Origin of the sequence: Avibacterium sp. 21-586 (genome assembly GCF_026226775.1) — a bacterium.
In the GTDB taxonomy this organism is placed as follows: domain Bacteria; phylum Pseudomonadota; class Gammaproteobacteria; order Enterobacterales; family Pasteurellaceae; genus Avibacterium.
Window position 1 is genome coordinate 1,370,597 of record NZ_JAKKOD010000001.1, and the last position, 22,209, is coordinate 1,392,805.

Annotated in this window: 18 protein-coding genes; 12 read left to right on the top strand and 6 right to left on the bottom strand. The window is 41.8% G+C overall.

The window, feature by feature from the left end; translation table 11 throughout:
- Nucleotides 1–5: 5 nt before the first annotated feature.
- From L5B71_RS06335 to tkt, 3 genes are read left to right on the top strand one after another with little or no spacing between them, the layout of a single operon-like run.
- Complete coding sequence (locus tag L5B71_RS06335; RefSeq protein WP_265757516.1) at nucleotides 6–1,058, top strand: triose-phosphate isomerase; 1,053 nt, start codon at nucleotides 6–8, stop codon at nucleotides 1,056–1,058.
- Nucleotides 1,059–1,103: 45 nt separating this feature from the next.
- Nucleotides 1,104–2,057, top strand: a complete 954-nt coding sequence (tal, locus tag L5B71_RS06340) for a transaldolase (protein WP_265757517.1) — start codon at nucleotides 1,104–1,106, stop codon at nucleotides 2,055–2,057.
- Between the two features lie 22 nt (nucleotides 2,058–2,079).
- Nucleotides 2,080–4,074, top strand: coding sequence for a transketolase (gene tkt / locus L5B71_RS06345; RefSeq protein ID WP_265757518.1), 1,995 nt, complete (start codon nucleotides 2,080–2,082; stop codon nucleotides 4,072–4,074).
- 532 nt (nucleotides 4,075–4,606) lie between these two features.
- Here the strand turns inward: tkt and ilvA are convergent.
- From ilvA to uriH, 5 genes are all read right to left on the bottom strand, one after another.
- Nucleotides 4,607–6,157 carry a threonine ammonia-lyase, biosynthetic gene (gene ilvA, locus L5B71_RS06350; protein WP_265757519.1) on the bottom strand — a complete coding sequence of 517 codons (1,551 nt, stop codon included), beginning with the start codon at nucleotides 6,155–6,157 and terminating at the stop codon, nucleotides 4,607–4,609.
- 200 nt (nucleotides 6,158–6,357) lie between these two features.
- Nucleotides 6,358–8,199 (bottom strand): dihydroxy-acid dehydratase, encoded by a 1,842-nt coding sequence (gene ilvD / locus L5B71_RS06355; RefSeq protein ID WP_265757520.1) that lies wholly within the window; start codon nucleotides 8,197–8,199, stop codon nucleotides 6,358–6,360.
- Between the two features lie 74 nt (nucleotides 8,200–8,273).
- Complete coding sequence (ilvM, locus tag L5B71_RS06360) at nucleotides 8,274–8,492, bottom strand: acetolactate synthase 2 small subunit (RefSeq protein WP_265757521.1); 219 nt, start codon at nucleotides 8,490–8,492, stop codon at nucleotides 8,274–8,276.
- Nucleotides 8,493–8,517: 25 nt separating this feature from the next.
- Nucleotides 8,518–10,164 carry an acetolactate synthase 2 catalytic subunit gene (gene ilvG, locus L5B71_RS06365; protein WP_265757522.1) on the bottom strand — a complete coding sequence of 549 codons (1,647 nt, stop codon included), beginning with the start codon at nucleotides 10,162–10,164 and terminating at the stop codon, nucleotides 8,518–8,520.
- Between the two features lie 317 nt (nucleotides 10,165–10,481).
- Nucleotides 10,482–11,414: a uridine-preferring nucleoside hydrolase UriH gene (gene uriH, locus L5B71_RS06370; RefSeq protein ID WP_265757523.1), complete on the bottom strand. Its 933-nt coding sequence runs from the start codon at nucleotides 11,412–11,414 to the stop codon at nucleotides 10,482–10,484.
- 172 nt (nucleotides 11,415–11,586) lie between these two features.
- Between uriH and rbsD the strand changes: the two genes are divergently transcribed.
- From rbsD to crcB, 8 genes are all read left to right on the top strand, one after another.
- Complete coding sequence (gene rbsD / locus L5B71_RS06375; protein ID WP_265757524.1) at nucleotides 11,587–12,006, top strand: D-ribose pyranase; 420 nt, start codon at nucleotides 11,587–11,589, stop codon at nucleotides 12,004–12,006.
- A gap of 9 nt (nucleotides 12,007–12,015) precedes the next feature.
- Nucleotides 12,016–13,503, top strand: a complete 1,488-nt coding sequence (gene rbsA, locus L5B71_RS06380) for a ribose ABC transporter ATP-binding protein RbsA (protein WP_265757525.1) — start codon at nucleotides 12,016–12,018, stop codon at nucleotides 13,501–13,503.
- Nucleotides 13,504–13,514: 11 nt separating this feature from the next.
- Nucleotides 13,515–14,471, top strand: coding sequence for a ribose ABC transporter permease (gene rbsC, locus L5B71_RS06385; RefSeq protein ID WP_265757526.1), 957 nt, complete (start codon nucleotides 13,515–13,517; stop codon nucleotides 14,469–14,471).
- A 30-nt stretch (nucleotides 14,472–14,501) separates the two neighbouring features.
- Complete coding sequence (rbsB, locus tag L5B71_RS06390) at nucleotides 14,502–15,380, top strand: ribose ABC transporter substrate-binding protein RbsB (RefSeq protein WP_265757527.1); 879 nt, start codon at nucleotides 14,502–14,504, stop codon at nucleotides 15,378–15,380.
- A 167-nt stretch (nucleotides 15,381–15,547) separates the two neighbouring features.
- Nucleotides 15,548–16,474: a ribokinase gene (gene rbsK, locus L5B71_RS06395; RefSeq protein ID WP_265757529.1), complete on the top strand. Its 927-nt coding sequence runs from the start codon at nucleotides 15,548–15,550 to the stop codon at nucleotides 16,472–16,474.
- 39 nt (nucleotides 16,475–16,513) lie between these two features.
- On the top strand, nucleotides 16,514–17,521 hold the full coding sequence (locus L5B71_RS06400; RefSeq protein WP_265757531.1) for a substrate-binding domain-containing protein: 1,008 nt from the start codon (nucleotides 16,514–16,516) through the stop codon (nucleotides 17,519–17,521).
- Between the two features lie 39 nt (nucleotides 17,522–17,560).
- On the top strand, nucleotides 17,561–18,379 hold the full coding sequence (locus L5B71_RS06405; protein ID WP_265757533.1) for a Cof-type HAD-IIB family hydrolase: 819 nt from the start codon (nucleotides 17,561–17,563) through the stop codon (nucleotides 18,377–18,379).
- Between the two features lie 18 nt (nucleotides 18,380–18,397).
- Nucleotides 18,398–18,781 (top strand): fluoride efflux transporter CrcB, encoded by a 384-nt coding sequence (crcB, locus tag L5B71_RS06410; protein WP_265757534.1) that lies wholly within the window; start codon nucleotides 18,398–18,400, stop codon nucleotides 18,779–18,781.
- On the opposite strand, the gene L5B71_RS06415 is transcribed toward crcB, so the two are convergent.
- Nucleotides 18,741–19,727, bottom strand: coding sequence for an alpha/beta fold hydrolase (locus L5B71_RS06415; RefSeq protein WP_265757536.1), 987 nt, complete (start codon nucleotides 19,725–19,727; stop codon nucleotides 18,741–18,743). The two genes, crcB and L5B71_RS06415, sit on opposite strands and share 41 nt — an antisense overlap.
- Nucleotides 19,728–19,887: 160 nt before the next feature.
- On the opposite strand from L5B71_RS06415, the gene L5B71_RS06420 reads away from it, so the two are divergent.
- On the top strand, nucleotides 19,888–22,206 hold the full coding sequence (locus tag L5B71_RS06420; protein ID WP_265757537.1) for a Tex family protein: 2,319 nt from the start codon (nucleotides 19,888–19,890) through the stop codon (nucleotides 22,204–22,206).
- Nucleotides 22,207–22,209: the final 3 nt, after the last annotated feature.

Sequence of the window (22,209 nt, forward strand, 5' to 3'; positions counted from 1 at the left end):
AAACAATGAAAAAGAAAATTTATTTTGGCACTAATCTTAAAATGTATAAAGGTAATAATGAAGTTATTCATTATCTATCAGAACTAGGAAAATTATATAAACAGCACATTCAAAATAATAATATAGAGTTATTTGTTATTCCATCATATACCGCACTATCTGATGCTACCCGATTAGCTAATGATGAATTAGATAATTTAGTGATTGGGGCGCAAAATATGTGTCATGCTGATTCTGGGCAATTTACAGGGGAAATATCACCTGTAATGCTAAAAGAATTAAATGTTAAATTAGTGATGATTGGTCATTCTGAACGGCGTCATATTTTCAAGGAAACTGACCTAGAAGAAAATAAAAAAGTACTTGCTGCACTGAAACATCAATTCATTACACTGTTATGTATCGGTGAAACATTAGAACAAAAAGAATATAGTATTTCAGATGAGATACTAAGAATGCAACTTAAAATCGGGTTGCATAATGTAACGAAAGAACAAATACCGCTCATAAGAGTTGCTTATGAACCAGTTTGGGCCATTGGAGAGGCTGGCATACCCGCTTCTGCTGAATATGCCGAAAATAAACACGCTGTGATTAAACAATGCCTATCTGAAATGTTTGGCGAAGTGGGATTAGATATTCCTGTGTTATACGGCGGAAGCGTTAATCCAACCAATGCTAACGAACTCATCAATAAACAACATATTGATGGATTATTTATTGGCAGAAGTGCTTGGAATGCGGCTAACTTTATTCAATTGATGAAAAATGCTTTAGAGGCATTATCTCAAAATAATCAATATCAAAACAATGAATTTGCTACAACAGCAAGCAAACTCATTGAATATCTAGGTGGTAAACAAAATATTGTAGCATTAACACACTGCGCTACAAGAATTAGAGTAGTCTTACACAATCCAGAAAATATTGATAAAAATAAGATAGAAAAACTCCCCCTTGTTAAAGGATTATTCTCAATCAGCAACCAATATCAAATTATATTAGGGAAAGACATCGTTAGTATGGTACATAGCCAAATGCAGATACAAATGCCCTAAGATAAAGTAAAACGTTTAATATTAATACATTGAGGAGAAATAGTTATGAAAAATCAACTAGATTTATTGCGCACGATGACCGTTGTTGTCGCTGATACAGGCGATATTGAAGCAATCAAAAAATATCAACCGCAAGATGCCACAACTAACCCATCATTAATTTTAAGTGCCTCTGCACTGCCACAGTACGCTTCGCTTATTGATGATGCCATAGCCTATGCTAAAGCACAAAGTGCGGATAAAAAACAGCAATTAATTGATGCTGAAGATAAACTCGCTGTCAATATCGGCTTAGAAATTTTAAAAATCGTTCCCGGACGCATTTCAACTGAAGTGGATGCTCGCCTCTCTTATGATACCCAAGCGACTGTTGAAAAAGCACGCCGTATTATGGCATTATACAATCAAGCTGGCGTCAGCAACGACCGTATTTTGATTAAAATTGCCTCAACTTGGCAAGGTATCCGTGCAGCTGAAATTTTAGAAAAAGAGGGAATCAACTGTAATTTAACCCTATTATTCTCTGAAGCTCAAGCCCGTGCCTGTGCTGAAGCTGGCGTCTATCTTATCTCTCCATTTGTAGGGCGTATCTTAGATTGGTACAAAGCGAACGGCGATAAAAAAGAGTTTGCACCACACGAAGATCCGGGTGTTGTCTCTGTTACTAAAATTTATAACTATTACAAACAATACGGTTATAAAACTGTAGTAATGGGAGCAAGTTTCCGCAATATTGGTGAAATTACTGAATTAGCTGGTTGCGACCGCCTCACTATTGCCCCTACATTATTAAAAGAGTTGCAAGAAAGCAATGCTGATTTACCACGCAAACTTGCTTATAACGGTGAAGTATTAGCTCGCCCTGCACCAATGACAGAAGCAGAGTTCTACTGGGAACATAACCTAGATGCAATGGCTGTGGAAAAACTGGCTGAGGGCATCCGTAAATTTGCTGTGGATATTGAAAAATTAGAAGCAATGCTAGCGGCAAAATTGTGATTCCATAAATGGAGATAAGAATATGCTAACAAGAAAACAACTCGCAAACGCAATTCGTTTTTTAAGTATGGATGCGGTACAAAAAGCTAAATCAGGGCATCCAGGTGCACCTATGGGAATGGCTGATATTGCCGAAGTATTATGGCGTGATTTCTTATCACACAATCCCGCCAATCCAAATTGGGCAAACCGTGACCGTTTCGTCCTTTCTAATGGACACGGCTCGATGTTAATTTATAGCCTGTTACATTTGACTGGCTATGACCTCTCCATTGACGATTTAAAACAGTTCCGTCAATTGCATTCTAAAACACCTGGTCACCCAGAATATGGTTATGCCCCAGGTGTAGAAACCACCACTGGCCCTCTTGGACAAGGCATTACCAATGCAGTGGGAATGGCAATCGCAGAAAAAACCTTAGCTGGTCAATTTAACCGTCCAGGACACGCTATTATCGACCACCACACCTATGTTTTCCTTGGTGATGGCTGTTTAATGGAAGGCATTTCACACGAAGCTTGTTCATTAGCTGGCACGTTAGGCTTAGGCAAATTAATCGCTTTCTATGATGACAATAATATTTCAATTGATGGTCATGTGGACGGTTGGTTTACTGATGATACACAAAAACGCTTTGAAGCCTATGGTTGGCAGGTTATTCCCGCCATTGACGGACATAATGCAGAAGCAGTGAAAGCCGCCATTGAGCAAGCAAAAGCAGAAACAGAAAAACCGACGTTAATTATCTGTAAAACCATTATTGGTTACGGCTCACCGAATAAAGCCAATTCACACGACAGTCACGGCGCACCTTTGGGTGAAGAAGAAATTGCTTTAACGCGTCAAAATCTTGGTTGGGAATATGCACCATTTGTTATCCCTGCAGAGATTTATGCACAATGGGATGCGAAAGCAAAAGGTCAAGCAGCTGAACAGGCGTGGAATGATAAATTTGCCGCTTATGCCGCTGCTCACCCCGATTTAGCTGCTGAGCTTACTCGTCGTCTAAATGGTGAATTGCCGGCAAATTGGGCAGCAGAATCACAAGCCTTTATCGAAAAATTACAAGCCAATCCAGCCACTATCGCTAGCCGCAAAGCATCACAAAATGCAATTGAAGCCTATGCTCACCTGTTACCTGAATTTTTGGGTGGTTCGGCTGACCTCGCTAGCTCAAACTTAACTCTCTGGTCTGGCTCAAAACCGTTGCGTGCCAATGTCGTTGACGGTAACTATATCAACTATGGTGTGCGTGAATTTGGTATGTCTGCTATTATGAACGGTATCGCCTTACACGGTGGTTTCATTCCTTATGGCGCAACATTCTTAATGTTTATGGAATATGCACACAATGCTGTGCGTATGGCAGCACTAATGAAACAACGTTCGCTCTTTGTCTATACCCACGACTCTATCGGCTTGGGCGAAGACGGTCCAACTCACCAACCGGTAGAGCAAAGTGCTGCATTACGCTTAATTCCAAATCTTGAAACGTGGCGTCCTTGTGACCAAGTGGAATCAGCGGTGGCTTGGAAAGCGGCGGTAGAACGCAAAGACGGGCCAAGTGCCTTAATCTTTACCCGTCAAAACTTAACACAAATGGACCGCACTTCAACACAGCTAGCCAATGTCGCGCGTGGTGGTTATGTGCTAAAAGAGTGCGATGGTACACCAGACCTTATTCTTATTGCCACCGGCTCTGAAGTGGAATTAGCTGTCAAGGCTGCGGCGCAATTAAGTGCAGAAGGGCATAAAGTGCGTGTGGTGTCTATGCCAAGTACCAATGTATTTGACAAACAAGATGCAGCTTATCGTGAAAGTGTCTTACCAAGCAATGTGAGCAAGCGTGTAGCCATTGAGGCAGGAATTGCTGATTTCTGGTATAAGTACGTTGGCTTTAACGGTAGTATCGTGGCAATGAACAGCTTTGGTGAATCTGCACCAGCCGACCAGCTCTTTAAGCTATTTGGCTTTACCGTTGAAAATGTGGTGGCAAGAGCGAAAGAGATTTTATAATTTTCTGCCGCACTTTTGCGAAAAATAGGAAAGAAAAATTTTGATCTTTGGTTCAAGGTTTTTTGTTTACGTTAGAAAATTCTTTGAGAAGTATTATTGTTAATTATCATGCCCAAATGAACCAGGCAGGGACAGTAAGGTCATCAAAAAGTGATCTACTTCGTGTTTGATAAACTTATTGTTATTTAAACAGGGAATAGCATAGTATGCTTTGTGTGGAAACAAGACTTTCGTAAGGTATTATATCTTGGTTATTGTAGCCGAGTCTGTACGCATCGAATATCGAGGCGGTTACAACTTCTCCCTAGCTATCAATTTCTCTACATAGGCATTTGCCATATTCATATTCTTTGGTAAAGGCAAAATTGGTAATCTCTGTCACTGCTAACATTAGAAGGTATTTTTCATACTGCTATTGTTAAATATCACAAAAAAAAAACCAGATCGCGAGGGAAAATATTTTCTCAAGTTATGTCGACGGATTTTGGGAGCGAGATTGCTTTTTGCACTGGTTTCTTTTTTGTGTTTTAAATTACCCCAAGAAATATTGATAAGCCGGGCTATTTGTTACATCTTGATAAGTATAGGCTAATTCTTCAAGATGGCTATTGAAACGAATCTCATCATTATCATTTAATTGGAAACCTGCAAGTACATTTCCATAATCGGCGCCGTGTGCACGATAATGGAATAAGGAAATATTCCAATGCGTGCCAAGCATTTCAAGGAACTTGAGTAATGCCCCTTTTTGTTCTGGGAACTCAAAACTGTATAAACGCTCTTTGGCTTTACTTGATGAGCGTCCACCGATCATATAGCGAATGTGAGTTTTTGCCACATCGTCATTAGACAAATCCATGACGGAATAGCCATTTTGTTGTAATTGCGTAATAATTTCATTTTTTTCATCCTCACCGCCAATTCTTACTCCAACAAAAATACAGGCTTGCGCTTGATCAGCATAGCGGTAGTTAAATTCCGTAACAGCACGATCGCCAAGTAAATGGCAGAAACGCAAGAAGCTACCTTTTTCTTCAGGAATGGTTACGGCGAGCATAGCTTCGTGTTTTTCACCGATTTCACAGCGCTCAGACACATAACGTAGTGTGTGGAAATTTAGGTTTGCACCTGATAAAATGTTTACCAAGGTTTCCCCTTGAATATTATGTTCTTTGACGTATTTTTTTAGTCCTGCTAGCGAAACCGCTCCTGAAGGCTCAGCAATTGCGCGTACGTTTTCAAAAATATCTTTCATTGCAGCACAAATTTCATCGCCGTCTACCAGCACCACATCATCAAGATATTGTTGGCATAAGCGGAAAGTTTCATTGCCAATGCGTTTTACTGCCACACCATCGGCAAATAAACCTACTCGTTCTAAATCCACAGGTTGTCCTGCTTTTAATGCGTGATACAGGCAAGCGGAGTCTTTGCTTTCTACACCGATTACTTTGATTTCTGGTATTAATTGTTTGATCAATACGGCAACACCAGCAGCTAATCCCCCCCCACCCACAGGCACAAAAACACGATCAATATTGGACGATTGTTGTAACAATTCTAACGCTAACGTACCTTGCCCAGCAATCACCAAAGGGTGATCAAAAGGGGGAATAAAGGTCATATTTTTGCTTTTTGAAAGTTCAATAGCTTTATTTTTTGCCTCATCAAAGTTTGCACCATAAAGCAGCACTTCACCACCAAAGTTTCTTACTGCATCAACTTTAATACTTGGTGTATTTTGCGGCATTACAATTAACGCATTTAGACCAAGGCGCTTTGCTGATAAGGCTACCCCTTGTGCGTGATTTCCTGCAGAGGCAGCAATCACGCCAGCATTACGTTGTTCTTGACTAAGTGAGGCAATCATCGCATAGGCACCACGCAATTTAAAGCTATGAACAGGCTGGCGATCTTCTCGCTTAATCAAAATATTATTCTGTAGCCTTGCTGATAATTTTTCCATTTGCTGTAGCGGTGTTGTTTGAGCGGCTTGATAAACAACAGAACCTAACTTTAAGATCGCTTTTAAATAGTAATCTGCACATGGAGTTGGAGAGTTATCAAATGCGAGACTTGTCATATTATTATCCTTAAATCTAATTTATAGAGTGGGTGTTTTATTGAGGATGCAGATATGAGCAGAGTATTCATATTTCTCTGTAACCAGCTATTTTGATATGCTAGCATTTCTGCTCCTAGTTTGTTTAGATCTCGGTAGAAATTATAAAAAATTCGCGAAAAAACGGCCGCACTTTAATTTACCTTGTGCGGCCATTTTATTTAGTCATTTAATTTTGAACGATCTCGCACCGCGCCTTTATCCGCTGAAGTGGCGAAATAGCCGTACATTTTGAGTGCGAAAGAGACTTCACGCTGACGATTTGCCGGCTTCCAGCCTTTCGCATCTTGTTCTGCGCGGCGTGCGCTCAATTCTTGTTCCGATACCATTAATTGGATTGAACGATTTGGAATATCGATCTCAATGGTATCACCGTTTTTCACCAAGCCGATTGTTCCACCTGCTGCGGCTTCTGGCGAACAATGTCCGATAGATAAACCTGATGTACCGCCAGAAAAACGGCCATCAGTTAATAACGCACAGGCTTTGCCTAAGCCCATTGATTTTAAATAGCTGGTTGGGTAAAGCATTTCTTGCATACCCGGTCCACCTTTTGGCCCCTCGTAACGAATGACCACAACGTGTCCTGCTTGCACTTTGCCGCCGAGAATGCCGTTTACCGCATCTTCTTGGCTTTCAAATACAATGGCTTTGCCGGTGAATTTTAAGATAGATTCATCCACCCCTGCAGTTTTTACAATACAGCCGTCCAAGGCGATATTACCGGAAAGCATTGCTAATCCGCCATCTTGGCTATAAGCAAAGGCTTTACTGCGAATACAGCCGTTTTCGCGGTCGTCATCAAGGCTATCCCAACGGCAATCTTGTGAGAAGGCTTGGGTGGTGCGAATACCCGCAGGCCCTGCACGATAGAATTCACGAATGGCTTGATCTTGAGTGAGCATAATGTCGTATTTGGCAATTTGCTCAGCCAAACTTAGCCCTAATACGGTGCGAGTTTGGTTATCAAGCAATCCTGCACGATCTAGCTCACCTAAAATTGCCATAATTCCACCCGCTCTATGCACATCTTCCATATGATATTTGGCAGTGTTCGGTGCAACTTTGCTTAAACAAGGCACACGGCGAGAAAGTCTGTCAATGTCTGCCATAGTGAAATCCACTTCCGCTTCTTGCGCCGCTGCCAATAAATGCAATACGGTATTGGTTGAGCCACCCATTGCAATATCTAAGCTCATTGCATTTTCAAACGCAGGTTTAGTGGCAATGGAACGTGGCAATACGGATTCATCATCTTGCTGATAATATTTTTGACAAAGTTCAACAATTTGTTTACCCGCATCTAAGAATAATTGTTTACGATCTTTGTGGGTTGCCAAGCAAGAACCGTTACCCGGCAGGCTTAAGCCTAAGGCTTCGGTTAAACAGTTCATTGAGTTTGCGGTGAACATTCCTGAACAAGAACCACAAGTTGGGCAGGCAGAACGCTCAATGGTTTCCACATCAGAATCTGACACATTTTTATCCGCACTTTGCACCATAGCGTCCACCAAATCTAACTTGATGATTTGATCGGAAAGTTTGGTTTTTCCCGCTTCCATCGGGCCGCCAGAAACAAAAATCGTTGGAATATTCAAGCGCAGTGCGGCCATCAACATTCCTGGGGTGATTTTATCGCAGTTAGAAATACACACCATTGCGTCTGCACAATGGGCATTTACCATATATTCCACACTGTCGGCGATTAAATCGCGAGAAGGCAAGGAATACAGCATTCCCCCGTGTCCCATTGCGATGCCATCATCAACGGCAATGGTGTTAAATTCTTTCGCTACACCGCCTGCTTGCTCAATTTGTTGCGCAACTAATTGTCCAATATCTTTTAGGTGAACGTGGCCTGGTACAAATTGGGTGAAAGAATTGACTACGGCGATAATTGGCTTACCAAAATCATTTTCTTTCATTCCTGTGGCGCGCCACAATGCACGCGCGCCTGCCATATTGCGGCCTTGTGTACTGGTCGCTGAACGTAGTTTAGGCATAATCTCTCCAACTTTTATCAAATTCTTTTATTTTTCTGTTCATACAGATAGTGCAATGGCGAAGGTTATTATAGCTAGCTTAATGCTAACACATCAGGTAATTTAACTAATTGATTTACCAATAATTCCACCGCTCTTTCACTTTGCACCACAACGTGCAAGGTGATTTCTTGTTGTTGGCTTTCGGTTTGTAATTTAATCACTTCAAAACCGCGATGACGCATTACGCGCAATAGACGTTCTAAGGTTTCTGGGCGTCTGTTGGCGCGGATTGATAATTCATACTGTTGCATAATTTTCCCCACAGTTCCTTTTCTATTATTCTTCAAGCATATCCACGTTACAGGCATTAGGTGGTACAAGTGGCCACACGTTTTCTTCTGCTGGGATACAAATATGTAATAAATAAGCGCCTTCCGCTTGGAATAAGCGATCTAATGCAGCTTGTACTTCTTCGCCAGATTGAATACGCTCGCCTTTAATATCAAACGCAGAAGCAAGCGTAACGAAATCAGGGTTATCATCTAAAATCGTATTACTATGGCGTGCTTGGAAGAATAGGGTTTGCCATTGACGCACCATTCCTAAGCGTTGGTTATCTAATAAAATGATTTTTACCGGTGTTTTTCCACGTTTAATTGTGCCAAGTTCCTGCACGTTCATCATTAATGAACCATCACCGGTGATTAAAATTACATCATCATTTGGACGTACTTTCTGTGCACCAATGGCCGCTGGCAAGCCAAAGCCCATTGAACCAAACCCTGCTGAAGTGATGAAATTTTCAGGCGCATAATGTTTCATATGCTGTGCTGACCACATTTGATGTTGTCCTACATCAGTAACCACAATGGCATTTTTCGCTTTTTGGTTAGAAACGGTGTTAAGTAACCACCAAGGATTAATTGGTTGTTTGCCTTGATTTTCTGCATAACGGAAATCAAAATCTTGTTTTAACTTATTGATTTCTTTATGCCAATCTGCCAAATCTAATTTCATTGCCAAGGCACGGAAAACTTCACTTAAATCACCACGCAATGCCACATCTGGACGGCGTAATTTGCCTAATTCTGCCACATCAATATCACAATGAATCACTTTAGCGTGCGGTGCAAAGGTGTCTAATTTGCCCGTTACACGATCGTCAAAACGCGCGCCAAACACTAACAATAAATCAGATTCTTGGGTGGCTAAATTGGCGGCTTTGGTGCCGTGCATTCCAATCATTCCCATATAATAAGGGGTTTCAGGCAAAATTGCGCCCAAGCCTTTTAAGGTGGAAATACTTGGAATTTCTGTGGTGGCTAAAAACTCTCGCAAGGCTGGCACGGCGTTCGCCATTCCCACACCACCACCAACATACACCACAGGGCGTTTGGCATTTTTCAATAATTCCACCGCTTTTTCCAATTCAGCAGGATCAAGTGCGGTTGGTTTTTCCACAGGAATAGTGAAAGGTTGCAAATCGGTTTCGGCAAATTGCACATCTTTTGGAATATCAATAAGCACAGGGCCAGGGCGACCACTTTGTGCGATTTGGAACGCTTTGGCGATGATTTCGGGCAACTCGTCAATGCTTTGTACAATAAAACTATGTTTAGTGCAAGCCAGTGATAAGCCCAGAACATCTGCTTCTTGGAAGGCATCTGTACCAATCAATGGCGAAGCAACTTGCCCCGTGATGGCCACCACAGGAATGGAATCCATTAACGCATCGCCTAGTCCCGTAATTAAATTGGTTGCCCCTGGGCCTGATGTGGCGATACACACCCCGGTTTTTCTACTAGCTCTGGCATAGCCAATGGCCGCCATTGCCGCACCTTGCTCATTGCGACAGAGCAAATGCTCCAAACCTGAATCATAAATGGCATCATAAACTGGCATTATTGCCCCACCTGGATAGCCAAATACGACATCTACATCATGTGCTTTCAAGCATTCCGTTACTAATCTTGCACCGTTCATATTCCACCCCTAATTATTGATTGCTATAAAAAAAGCCTCTCGAAGTTCTCTGCGAGGGGCTTTCTATATACAAATTAAGTTATCAATTTATTCTATTTGTTAGCAAGCCAAAACCCCGCAGTGTTTACCACCACGAGGTTAATAATAATGCCAATAAGAGAATAAAATTTTTTCATTGTCTGAATCCGATTTAAGCATTGCGCTTTTAATGCTGTTATTGATACCACATTCAAAATAGAAATCAAGGAATTTTTTATATTTCGCAATCGTTTTCTTATGAAATAAAAACGGTGGTATGAAATTTCTTCAATTTTAGCTTAATTTAAGCGTTTAATTGCATCAATGACTAAATCCCAAAAGCCTTCATGATCTAATTTTGTTGCAACTTGAGTGTTGCAGGGTTTGGGTGGATAGCGAAAATCGGCTACCGTCATTCCTAACGTATGTGTTCCGGTCAACTCAATATGTACAGGAACTTTTTGTGTTTCGATTAAGTTAGGATTAATAACATAAGCAACTGCGCAAGGATCGTGTACGGGTGGATCGTTAAACCCTTGAGCCTGTTTGTACATTTTGCCAAAAAAAGCTAACAACTCAACCACAAATTGGGCTGGCTTAGTCCCAATTTCTGCAATACGCTTAACAACATCAGGTGTAGCTAGCGCTTGATGTGTTAAATCTAATCCAATCATTGTTACTTGCCAGCCTGCACTAAATACAATATGCGCAGCTTCGGGATCAATTTTTATGTTAAATTCCGCTACAGCACTCCAGTTACCTGTATGATAACCTCCCCCCATTAGGACAACCTCTTTAACTCGCTCAATAATCCTAGGTTCAAGGCGAGCAGCAAGAGCGATATTTGTTAATCCTCCAGTAGGAACCAAGGTGATGGTTTTAGCAGGGTGCAACATGATTAAATCGATTATTAATTGTACAGCATGTGAAGGGTGAAAAGATTGGCTTGGTTTCGGTAGGATTGGACCATCTAAGCCAGATTCACCATGAATTGATGGGGCAAGCTCTATTTCCCTAATTAAAGGACGATCCGCCCCTTTAGCAAACGGAATTCCTTTTATATTTGCAATTTCCGCAATGGCTAATGCATTGTAAGATACTTTTTCTAAAGTTTGATTGCCTACTACCGTGGTAACCGCTAATAATTCAATATCAGGATTACCATAAGCTAATAGCATAGCTATTGCATCATCATGACCAGGATCGCAATCTAAAATGATTTTTTTACCCATATTTTTCTCCTTAATCATTTATTGATATTCCATTTATTTATACTTTACTGGGGTTATAAGATAAATTTTTTGAACTACTTCACAAATTTGAAGATTGTTACTTTTAATTTTCACTTAATTATTCTATTTTTATTTTATCGAAACGTTTCGATATGGTTTTTAGGGAGGCAATATGAAGAAAACAGGCATTTTGAATGCGCCGCTGTCATTGCAAATAGCGCAACTCGGGCATACGGATTTTTTAACGATTTGTGATGCAGGCTTACCCATTCCAGTGGGAATGGAAACCGTAGATCTTGCCTTGAGCGCAGGGATTCCAAGTTTTTTATCGGTTTTTGATGCCGTAGTGGGTGAATGTTTTGTGGAACGAGTGATTTTAGCCAAAGAAATTGAACGCCAAAACCCGAGCATTCATCAAGCGTTATTGCAGAAACTTGAACAATTAGCGCGACAACAAAACAACGAAATTACAGTGGATTATGTATCCCACGAAGAATTTAAAGCCTTGAGCCAAGAGAGCAAAGCTATAGTGCGTTCGGGCGAATGTACGCCTTATGCCAATATTATTCTTGTTTCAGGTGTACCATTTTAAGGGGGCGTGATGAAACCCATTTTAAGATTAGACAACATTTGTAAATCCTTCCCCGGCGTGCGTGCATTACATAATGCAAGCCTGTCCGTTTATGCGGGGCGAGTGATGGCATTAATGGGCGAAAATGGCGCAGGCAAATCAACCTTGATGAAAATTCTCACCGGGATTTATCAGCAAGATAGCGGAGAGATTTATTTTCACGGAGAGAAAGTGCGGTATAAAAATCCGAAATTTTCTCAGTTAGCGGGAATCAGTATTATTCATCAAGAACTCAATATTATTCCTAACTTAACCATTGCCGAAAATATTTTCTTAGGGCGAGAATTTACCCATAAATTTGGCGGTATTGATTGGGCTAAAATGACGGAAGAATCCGCAAAATTGCTTCAACGTTTGAAAGTTAAACATCACCCTTCAACACCTGTTGCAAAACTTTCCTTAGGTGAGTTGCAAATGATTGAAATCGCCAAAGCATTAAGTTTTGATGCCAAGGTGATTATTATGGACGAGCCAACCGATGCTTTAACCGATTCTGAAACTCAAGCCCTGTTTGACGTCATTCAAGAACTGAAAGCGGAAGGTTGTGGGATCGTATTTATCTCTCATCGAATGCAAGATATTTTTACCATTTGTGATGATGTTACCATTTTACGCGATGGCGAGTTTATTGCAGAAAGTGAGCTTTCCGCCATTAATGAAGAACAGCTTATTGAACTAATGGTGGGCAGAAAGCTGGAAGAACAATATCCTCATCTTGATAGCCCTATTGGTGAGCCGGTATTACGTGTGCAAAATTTGACGGGGCAGGGCGTTAATAACGTGTCTTTTCAGTTAAATCGCGGTGAAATTCTTGGCGTGTCAGGTTTAATGGGGGCCGGTAGAACAGAATTGATGAAACTCATTTATGGTGCGTTACCGAAAAAGAGCGGTGAGATTTTTCTACATAATCGTGCCTTGGCGATTCGATCCCCACAAGATGGCTTAAATAATGGCATTGTGTATATTTCTGAAGATCGTAAGGGGGATGGCTTGGTGTTGGGAATGTCAATTAAAGAAAATATGACACTCACTGCATTAAAGCAGCTCACTAAGAATGGGGCGATCGATCACCGTGCTGAAAAAATGACCGTCAATGATTTTATTCTACTCTTTAATGTGAAAACCCCTTCAATGGATCAAACGATCGGCTTGTTATCAGGCGGTAATCAACAAAAAGTGGCGATTGCCAAAGGATTGATGACACGGCCTGATGTCTTAATTTTAGATGAGCCAACTCGTGGTATTGATGTAGGGGCAAAAAAGGAAATTTATCAGTTAATCAATAAATTTAAAGAAGAAGGAATGAGCATTATCGTGGTTTCTTCCGATATGCCGGAAATTATTGGTATGAGTGATCGTGTTTTGGTGATGAATAATGGCGAAATTTGTGGTGAATTCTTGCGTGAAGAAGTGAGCCAAGAAAAGCTCTTAACTGCCGCTATCACGCAACAGCATTAAAAGGATAAATTATGACAACAACAAAATTAAAAAATTTCCTGATTGAGCAGCGTTCAATTTTGGCTTTAATTGTCTTGATTGTAATTGTTTCTAGCATTAATTCGAATTTTTTCACAATGGATAATTTGCTGAATATTTTGCGTCAAACCTCAGTCAATGCCATTATCGCAGTGGGAATGACCTTTGTGATTTTAACTGCTGGGATCGATCTTTCAGTAGGATCGGTATTGGCATTAACTGGTGCGATTGCCGCCTCACTGGTGAACCTTGATTTATCTATTTTCATTGTGATTCCCCTTGTTTTATTCTGTGGCACCTTATTAGGTGGCATCAGTGGTGTGATTATCGCGAAAGGTAAAGTTCAGGCTTTCATCGCCACCTTGGTAACAATGACCTTATTGCGTGGCGTAACAATGGTTTATACCGATGGACGACCAATCAGCCTTGGTTTTTCTGATGTTGCAGATCAATTTTCTTTCCTTGGAACAGGGTATTTATTTAATATTCCTTTCCCAATTTGGTTAATGGCAATTATTTTCCTTGTTGCTTGGTATATCTTAAAACATACTCCAATGGGACGTTATATTTATGCCCTAGGTGGCAATGAATCGGCAACCCGTTTATCAGGCATTAATGTCGATAAAGTAAAAATATTCGTGTATGCGGTAAGCGGATTTTTAGCCACCGTTGCAGGATTGATAGTGACTTCCAGATTATCTTCCGCACAGCCAACCGCGGGCGTGTCCTATGAGCTTGATGCGATCGCCGCAGTTGTTGTCGGTGGTACAAGTTTAATGGGCGGAAAAGGGCGTATCTTTGGCACATTAATTGGTGCGCTGATTATTGGATTCTTAAATAATGCGTTGAATTTATTAGATATTTCTTCTTACTATCAAATGATTGCAAAATCAATCGTTATTTTGGCAGCTGTACTTACCGATCATTTTTTCAGTCGAAAAAATGCTTAACTTAAACTCACCTAATGAAAGGAGATGTGTATGAAAAAATTAACGTTACTGGCGTCTGCAGTGATTCTTGGTTCGGCTGTTAGCCAAGCGGTGGTAGCAAAAGAGACCATTGCATTAGCCGTTTCAACTTTAGATAATCCGTTTTTTGTTACCCTAAAAGAAGGGGCAGAAAAAGAAGCGGATAAATTGGGCTATAACTTTGTGGTTTTAGATTCACAAAATGATCCAGCAAAAGAGCTGGCGAATGTTGAAGATGTCACTGTACGCGGTGCAAAAGTATTACTGATTAACCCAACGGATTCTACCGCAGTAGCAAGTGCGGTGCGAATGGCAAATCAAAAAAATATTCCTGTGATTACCTTGGACCGCGGTGCAGCGCAAGGTAAAGTGGTGAGCCATATTGCTTCTGATAATGTGGCTGGCGGAAAAATGGCAGGGGATTTCATCGCAGAAAAATTAGGAAATAATGCGAAAGTCATTCAATTAGAAGGTATTGCTGGAACGTCCGCTGCGCGTGAACGTGGTGAAGGTTTTAAACAAGCGGTAGAAGCACATAAATTTGACGTATTAGCCAGTCAGCCTGCAGATTTTGATCGCACCAAAGGCTTAAATGTAATGGAAAACTTACTCACTGCGCAACCAAATGTGCAAGCGGTATTTGCTCAGAATGATGAAATGGCACTCGGTGCAATTCGAGCTGTTCAAGCAGCGAATAAATCTGTGTTAATTGTTGGGTTTGATGGCACAGATGATGGCGTAAAAGCAGTAAAAAGTGGCAAGTTGGCTGCGACTATTGCACAACAACCAGCGTTGATCGGTGCATTAGGCGTGCAGACTGCTGACAAGGTGATTAAAGGTGAACCTGTTGAAGCACAAATCCCTGTGCCATTAAAAGTGGTCAGTCAATAATCCTTTAATTATTCAAGGCGGATTTTCTATTCGCCTTGAATTTCACTTTTGTATATTGAGTGTATTGCCAAATATTTTTCGTGTAATCAGGTTTCGTCAATGTATTTCGCAATATGCACAAAATATAAGTGCGGTGCTTTTTTTCGTGATTTTTATAAGGAATAACTATGCGCAATTCAACCCTAACCATTCTCGGCAGTATTAACGCAGATCATCTTATCCAAGTGTCGCATTTCCCGCAGCCGGGGGAAACCTTGTCGGGACGTAATTATCAAGTGGTGTATGGCGGAAAGGGCGCAAATCAAGCGGTGGCGGCAGCTCGCTTGGGGGCGAAGGTGAATTTTATTGCTTGTGTAGGAAATGACGATATTGGGCGGGAGATGAAAAAATCTTTCGCGCAAGCGGGAATGAATACAGCGGCAATTCCTGAAGTCCCAGAAGCTCGCACAGGGATTGCAATGATTCAAGTGGCAGACAGCGGAGAAAATAGCATTGTGATTTCCGCGGGGGCGAATGCTTATCTGAATGCTGATATGGTGCAGTCTTTCGATCATATGATTGAGCAGAGCGATGCCTTGCTGATGCAATTAGAAACCCCCTTGGACGGCGTGCTGTGTGCGGCGAAGTTAGCGAAACAAGCAGGTAAACAAGTGGTGCTAAATCCCGCGCCTGCGCAGCCATTGCCAGATGAATTGTTGGCTCAGCTAACAATTATTACGCCAAATGAAACAGAAGCCGAAATTCTTACAGGCGTGAAAGTGGTGGATTACCAAAGTGCGGTGCAATCTGCGCAAGTTTTTCATCAAAAAGGGGTGGAAACTGTCTTGATTACCTTAGGTGCGAAAGGGGTTTTCGTCAGCCATCAGAATCAACAAGAAATCGTGCAGGGTTTTGTGGTGCAGGCAACGGATACTACCGCCGCTGGGGATACCTTTAATGGGGCGTTGATGACGGCATTATTAGAGGGTAAATCATTAAATCAGGCCATTCATTTTGCCCAAGCCGCCGCAGCAATAAGTGTTACCCGTTTAGGCGCACAAACCTCCATTCCTACTCGGCAAGAAACCCTCGATTTTTTGGCTCAGGCTCATTAGAATGACAACTATTTAGTAATAACCACTTGAGAAGTCATTATGGCAACAATGAAAGACATTGCACGCATTGCGCAGGTTTCAACCTCCACCGTGTCGCACGTGATTAATAATACGGGATATGTGAGCGAAGCAATGCGAGAACGCATAATGAAAGTTGTCAAAGAGCTTAATTATCGCCCTTCTGCCTTGGCGAGAAGTTTGAAAATCAAGCAAACCAAAACCTTGGGAATGTTGGTTACCGCAACCAACAACCCTTTTTTCGCGGAAGTGGTGAGTGGCGTTGAGCAATATTGTAATCAGCACGATTATAATCTGATTATTTCAAGTCTAGATGGCAATGAAGATCGCTTAGAACAAAATATTCAAACGCTGATTCAAAAACAGGTGGACGGCTTGTTGTTAATGTATTCTGATAGCCGTCATTCCTTTCTTAAACAACTTGATTTAGCCTTGCCAATGGTGATTATGGACTGGTGGCCAACGGCATTAAGTGCGGATAAAATTTATGAAAATTCTGAACTCGGTGCGTATCTTGCGACAAAATGCTTAATTGAGCAAGGGCATAAAGAGATTGCGATTATCACAGGAAATCTAAATAAATCCCTCGCACAAAATCGTTTGCAAGGCTATAAAAAAGCCTTAAGCGAATATCAATTAGCCATTTGTGATGAATGGATTATCGAAAGCCATTTTGATTTTGAAGGTGGGGTGGAAGGAATGAAAAAACTATTACAAGCTGGCAAACGGCCTACGGCTGTGTTTGCGTGTAGCGACACTATTGCGGTGGGCGTTTATCAAGTGGCGTGGCAAAACGGTTTGCGTATTCCGCAAGATCTTTCTGTGATTGGCTATGATAATATTACCCTTGCTCAATATCTCGCCCCACCGCTCACCACTATTCATCAACCTAAAGCCGAATTAGGCAAACTTGCGGTAGAAACCCTGCTAGAACGCATTAAAAATCCCCATAAAAGCGAACAATCTATTTTGTTAGAACCTAAATTAGTATGGCGAAGCTCAGTTCAATCATATCCACTTAAGTCATAATTTGCTATCATATCCTTGTTTTGTTGAAGGAGGTTGACTATGCAAAATCGACCATTTCGTGCTGTGGTTTCAGATTTAGACGGCACATTACTCAATGGGGATCACGTTATCGGTGATTTTACTATTGAAACCCTTGAAAAATTATCGCAAGAAAAGATTGATATTATTCTCGCCACGGGGCGCAAGTATGAAGACGTGGCGCATATTGTCGGCAAGGTGAAGCTGGATAATGCGGTGCTGATTACATCAAATGGGGCAAGGGCGCATAATCTGCAAGGTAAATTGCTGTTAAGCAACAGTTTGCCTGATGAAATCGCAATGGAAATAATGCAAACCCCTTATGATGAAAAAAATGTGTTCGCCAATAGTTATCAAGATGATGGCTGGTTTATCAGCATCGATATGCCAGAATTAGCCAAATATCATCAAGATTCAGGCTTTATGTATCAAGTAGTGGACTTCAAACATCATCACGGACGTGGCACAGAAAAAGTGTTTTTTATTGGACGCACGGCCGCTGATCTAGCCCCGATTGAAGCGCATTTAAAAGCGCGTTTTGGCGATGCGATTTATATCACCTATTCCACGCCGCAATGTTTAGAGATTATGAATAAAAATGTGTCAAAAGCCACCGCACTTGCCCAAGTGGTACAAGGGCGTGAATATGATTTGAGCGCGTGCCTTGCCTTTGGTGATGGTATGAATGATATAGAAATGCTCAGCGAAGTGGGCAAAGGTTGTATTATGGGCAATGCTGATCCACGCTTGGTGCAGGCTTGTCCGCTCTTAGAGCAAATTGGCTTGAATCGCCACGAAGCGGTGGCAAGCTATTTGCGTGCCACCTTTGGTGTGTATTAGGTCAGGGATCAGGTAAAAATGGCGATTTGGCAATCTTTATTGATTATAAGCAGCGGCGCAGCAATCGGCGCTTGCACTCGTTGGGGCTTGAGCGAATTGCTAAATCCGCTGTTTTCTTTTCTTGCCTTTGGCACGCTTATCGCCAATTATCTTGGCTGTTTTTTAATCGGCATTTTGATCGCCTTACTTTGGCAATATCCGCAATTTTCTAGCGAGTGGCGATTATTTTTGATTACTGGATTTTTAGGCAGCCTCACCACCTTTTCTTCCTTTTCGGCTGAAGTGGTGAATGATTTTTTAACGGAAAAATGGCTATCTGCGCTGGCAATTATTACTTTGCATCTTGGCGGCAGTCTGCTGTTTACGCTGTTTGGCGTACTGTTGTACCGTTATTGGAAATAAAGGCTTGCACTGCATTTAAGGCTTCGGCGCGAATTTTATCCCGTTCAAACAAAATCTCGTGTTTGGCATTTTCCACTGTGATCAGTTGCCCTTTTGGCAAACAGGCAACCAATTTTTTCAGCTGCGCATTTTCTACGATCTTTTCTTTGCCCGCTTGCAAAACCAAAACGGGAATTTCAATGCGTGACAAAATTTTTTCTAGCCCTTTAATTGCGGTTAAACACAAATGCACCCAGCGGAAAGTTGGTCCACCAAGGCTTAACTCAGGAAAATAACGATTAATGCGGTTCATCCATTTCATTCTTGTTTTGCAAAAACTGAGTTCATTTTGATCCAGATTGGCGGGTTTATAGGCGCTCTTGCCGAACACATAGCGTTGCCCTTGCCCGAATAACATCATCAAATTAATAATCAGTTCATCGCGCAATAAATGTTTAGTTGGTAAGCCAAAAAATGGCGAAGAAAGCACCGCACTTTGAATATGATGATCATAGTTCGCCAAATAATAAGCCGAAATGAGTGAGCCTAGAGAATGAGCAAGCAGGTGTTGTTGCGAATAATCATAATGATGAGTGATTTGCTTGATAACAGCATTCATATCCTCGCAGTAAAAGCGGAATTCATCAATGTACCCTTTATCTTTATCCGCTAATAAACGCTGTGAATAGCCCTGCCCGCGATGATCGAAAAGTAATACATCATAGCCCCAGCGATAAAAATCATAAGCTAGTTCTGACCATTTCAGCATATTCTCTGCCCGTCCATTGACTAAAATCATCAATTTTCGAACCGCACTTGGTGAGGTTTCGGCATGCAAAAAATGGCGATAGGCAATTTGACACCCCTGTTTACCCGTTAAATATTGGATAGGGAATTGATCCACAAAGGGCATTAATTGTTGCAACGCAAAGCGGCAAAAATGGGGTTCTCGGTGCCTTAAGTCCATTGTCATTTCTTAATTCATTTAGTCTAAATAAAATTTATCATAAAACAAAGGCGTCGCGAAAGATAGCATGAGTCTACAATAAATATTTGAGCAAAGCCCACAAAACCAGTATCCTATGAAAATTTTTTACTAATTGTTTTACTAATCAAAATAAGAGCCAATGCTAAATCAACAAATTTCCCAAATTATTGCCGCAGAGCTTGCGGTACGCCCGCAGCAAATTTTAGCTGCGATTCAATTATTGGATGAAGGCAACACCATTCCTTTTATCGCGCGTTATCGTAAAGAAGTAACGGGCGGCTTAGATGACACCCAATTACGCCATTTTGAAACCCGCTTGATTTATTTGCGTGAGTTAGAAGATCGCCGTCAAACCATTTTGAAATCCATTGAAGAACAGGGCAAATTGACGGAAGAATTACGCAACCAAATCCAACAGACCCAAAGCAAAACCGAGCTGGAAGATTTGTATTTGCCGTACAAACCGAAACGCCGTACTAAAGGGCAAATCGCCATTGAAGCAGGGCTTGAACCGTTGGCGGAAAGCCTTTGGAATGATCCAAGCCAAGATCCTGAAACCGCAGCAAGCGCTTATATTGACGCAGAAAAAGGCTTTGCCGATAGCAAGGCCGTGTTAGACGGCGTGCGTTATATTTTAATGGAACGCTTCGCTGAAGACGCCCAATTATTGGCTAAAGTGCGTCAGTATTTGCAACAAAGTGCGGTGTTAATTTCTAAAGTTTTAGAGGGTAAAGAACAGGAAGGGGAAAAATTCCAAGATTATTTTGACCACCAAGAGCTTTGGCATAATGTGCCTTCGCACCGTGCTTTAGCAATGTTCCGTGGACGTAATGAGGGCATTTTGCAGTTGAGTTTAAATGCCGATCCAGAACAGGAAGAAGGGGCGCGTCAGAGTTATTGTGAAGAAATTATTCGCCAACATTTGGGCGTGCATTTTAACCAACAGCCAGCAGACAAATGGCGTGAGCAGGTGATCAGCTGGACGTGGCGGATTAAGGTTTCATTGCATTTAGAAACAGAATTAATGAGCCAGCTGCGTGAGAAAGCGGAAGAGGAAGCTATTAATGTTTTTGCCCGAAATCTTACCGCACTTTTAATGGCCGCCCCAGCAGGTGCAAAAAACACAATGGGGTTAGATCCCGGTTTGCGTACAGGTGTCAAAGTTGCGGTTGTGGATAATACAGGAAAATTATTGGCTACGGATACCATTTATCCACACACAGGGCAAACGGCGGCTGCAATGGCTAGCCTTTATCAATTAATTGAACGCCATAATGTAGAACTGATCGCCATTGGAAATGGCACAGCATCGAGAGAAACGGAACGCTTTGCTAAAGATGTATTAAAGCAAATCTCAGGGCAAAAACCACAAACCGTGGTGGTGAGTGAAGCAGGCGCTTCTGTCTATTCTGCTTCTGAATTAGCCGCACAAGAATTTCCACAGCTTGATGTATCTTTGCGTGGTGCGGTGTCCATTGCGCGCCGTTTGCAAGATCCGCTCGCGGAATTAGTGAAAATTGAGCCAAAAGCTATTGGCGTGGGGCAATATCAGCACGATGTGAACCAAACTCAATTAGCACGCAAATTAGATGCAGTGGTGGAAGATTGTGTGAATGCGGTGGGCGTGGATCTTAATACCGCTTCTGTACCGTTACTTGCTCGCGTAGCAGGAATGACCAAAACGCTCGCGCAAAATATCGTGCAATTCCGTGATGAGAATGGCCGTTTTGAAAACCGTGAAGAGCTGAAAAAAGTGTCCCGTTTAGGGCCAAAAGCTTTTGAACAATGTGCGGGCTTTATGCGCATTTCTGCGGGGCAAAATCTCCTTGATGCGTCAGGCGTTCACCCTGAAACCTATCCTGTGGTGGAAAAAATCTTGCAAGCCACGCATCAATCTATCCAAGATTTAATGGGCAACGCCAGCGCCATTCGTCAGCTCGATCCAAAACAATTTATTGATGAACAATTTGGTTTGCCAACGGTGCAAGATATTTTCAAAGAGCTAGAAAAACCAGGGCGTGATCCGCGTGGTGAATTTAAAACTGCCACCTTTATGGACGGCGTGGAAGAAATCAGTGATTTGAAAGCAGGAATGATCCTTGAGGGAACGGTAACCAACGTAACCAACTTTGGTGCGTTTGTGGATATTGGCGTGCATCAGGACGGGCTGGTGCATATTTCTTCCCTTTCCAATAAATTTGTGGAAGATCCGCACGATGTGGTGAAAACCGGGGATATTGTGAAAGTCAAAGTGTTGGAAGTGGACGTGGCGCGTAAGCGTATTGCGCTGACAATGCGTTTAGACGAACAGCCTGTGGATAAATCACAAAATGGCGAAAAAAATCACCGCACTTTGACGGCGAAAAATCAGCGTAACGCACAAGCAGCGCGTAAGCCACAAAATAACAGCGCAATGGGTAATGCCTTTGCTGATGCGTTGAAAAACTGGAAGAAATAAAAG

Coding starts and splice junctions, on each gene's coding strand:
- L5B71_RS06335 (WP_265757516.1), top strand. CDS start 6: ATGAAAAAGAAAATTTATTTTGGCACTAATCTTAAAATGTATAAAGGT.
- tal (WP_265757517.1), top strand. CDS start 1,104: ATGAAAAATCAACTAGATTTATTGCGCACGATGACCGTTGTTGTCGCT.
- tkt (WP_265757518.1), top strand. CDS start 2,080: ATGCTAACAAGAAAACAACTCGCAAACGCAATTCGTTTTTTAAGTATG.
- ilvA (WP_265757519.1), bottom strand. CDS start 6,157: ATGACAAGTCTCGCATTTGATAACTCTCCAACTCCATGTGCAGATTAC.
- ilvD (WP_265757520.1), bottom strand. CDS start 8,199: ATGCCTAAACTACGTTCAGCGACCAGTACACAAGGCCGCAATATGGCA.
- ilvM (WP_265757521.1), bottom strand. CDS start 8,492: ATGCAACAGTATGAATTATCAATCCGCGCCAACAGACGCCCAGAAACC.
- ilvG (WP_265757522.1), bottom strand. CDS start 10,164: ATGAACGGTGCAAGATTAGTAACGGAATGCTTGAAAGCACATGATGTA.
- uriH (WP_265757523.1), bottom strand. CDS start 11,414: ATGGGTAAAAAAATCATTTTAGATTGCGATCCTGGTCATGATGATGCA.
- rbsD (WP_265757524.1), top strand. CDS start 11,587: ATGAAGAAAACAGGCATTTTGAATGCGCCGCTGTCATTGCAAATAGCG.
- rbsA (WP_265757525.1), top strand. CDS start 12,016: ATGAAACCCATTTTAAGATTAGACAACATTTGTAAATCCTTCCCCGGC.
- rbsC (WP_265757526.1), top strand. CDS start 13,515: ATGACAACAACAAAATTAAAAAATTTCCTGATTGAGCAGCGTTCAATT.
- rbsB (WP_265757527.1), top strand. CDS start 14,502: ATGAAAAAATTAACGTTACTGGCGTCTGCAGTGATTCTTGGTTCGGCT.
- rbsK (WP_265757529.1), top strand. CDS start 15,548: ATGCGCAATTCAACCCTAACCATTCTCGGCAGTATTAACGCAGATCAT.
- L5B71_RS06400 (WP_265757531.1), top strand. CDS start 16,514: ATGGCAACAATGAAAGACATTGCACGCATTGCGCAGGTTTCAACCTCC.
- L5B71_RS06405 (WP_265757533.1), top strand. CDS start 17,561: ATGCAAAATCGACCATTTCGTGCTGTGGTTTCAGATTTAGACGGCACA.
- crcB (WP_265757534.1), top strand. CDS start 18,398: ATGGCGATTTGGCAATCTTTATTGATTATAAGCAGCGGCGCAGCAATC.
- L5B71_RS06415 (WP_265757536.1), bottom strand. CDS start 19,727: ATGGACTTAAGGCACCGAGAACCCCATTTTTGCCGCTTTGCGTTGCAA.
- L5B71_RS06420 (WP_265757537.1), top strand. CDS start 19,888: ATGCTAAATCAACAAATTTCCCAAATTATTGCCGCAGAGCTTGCGGTA.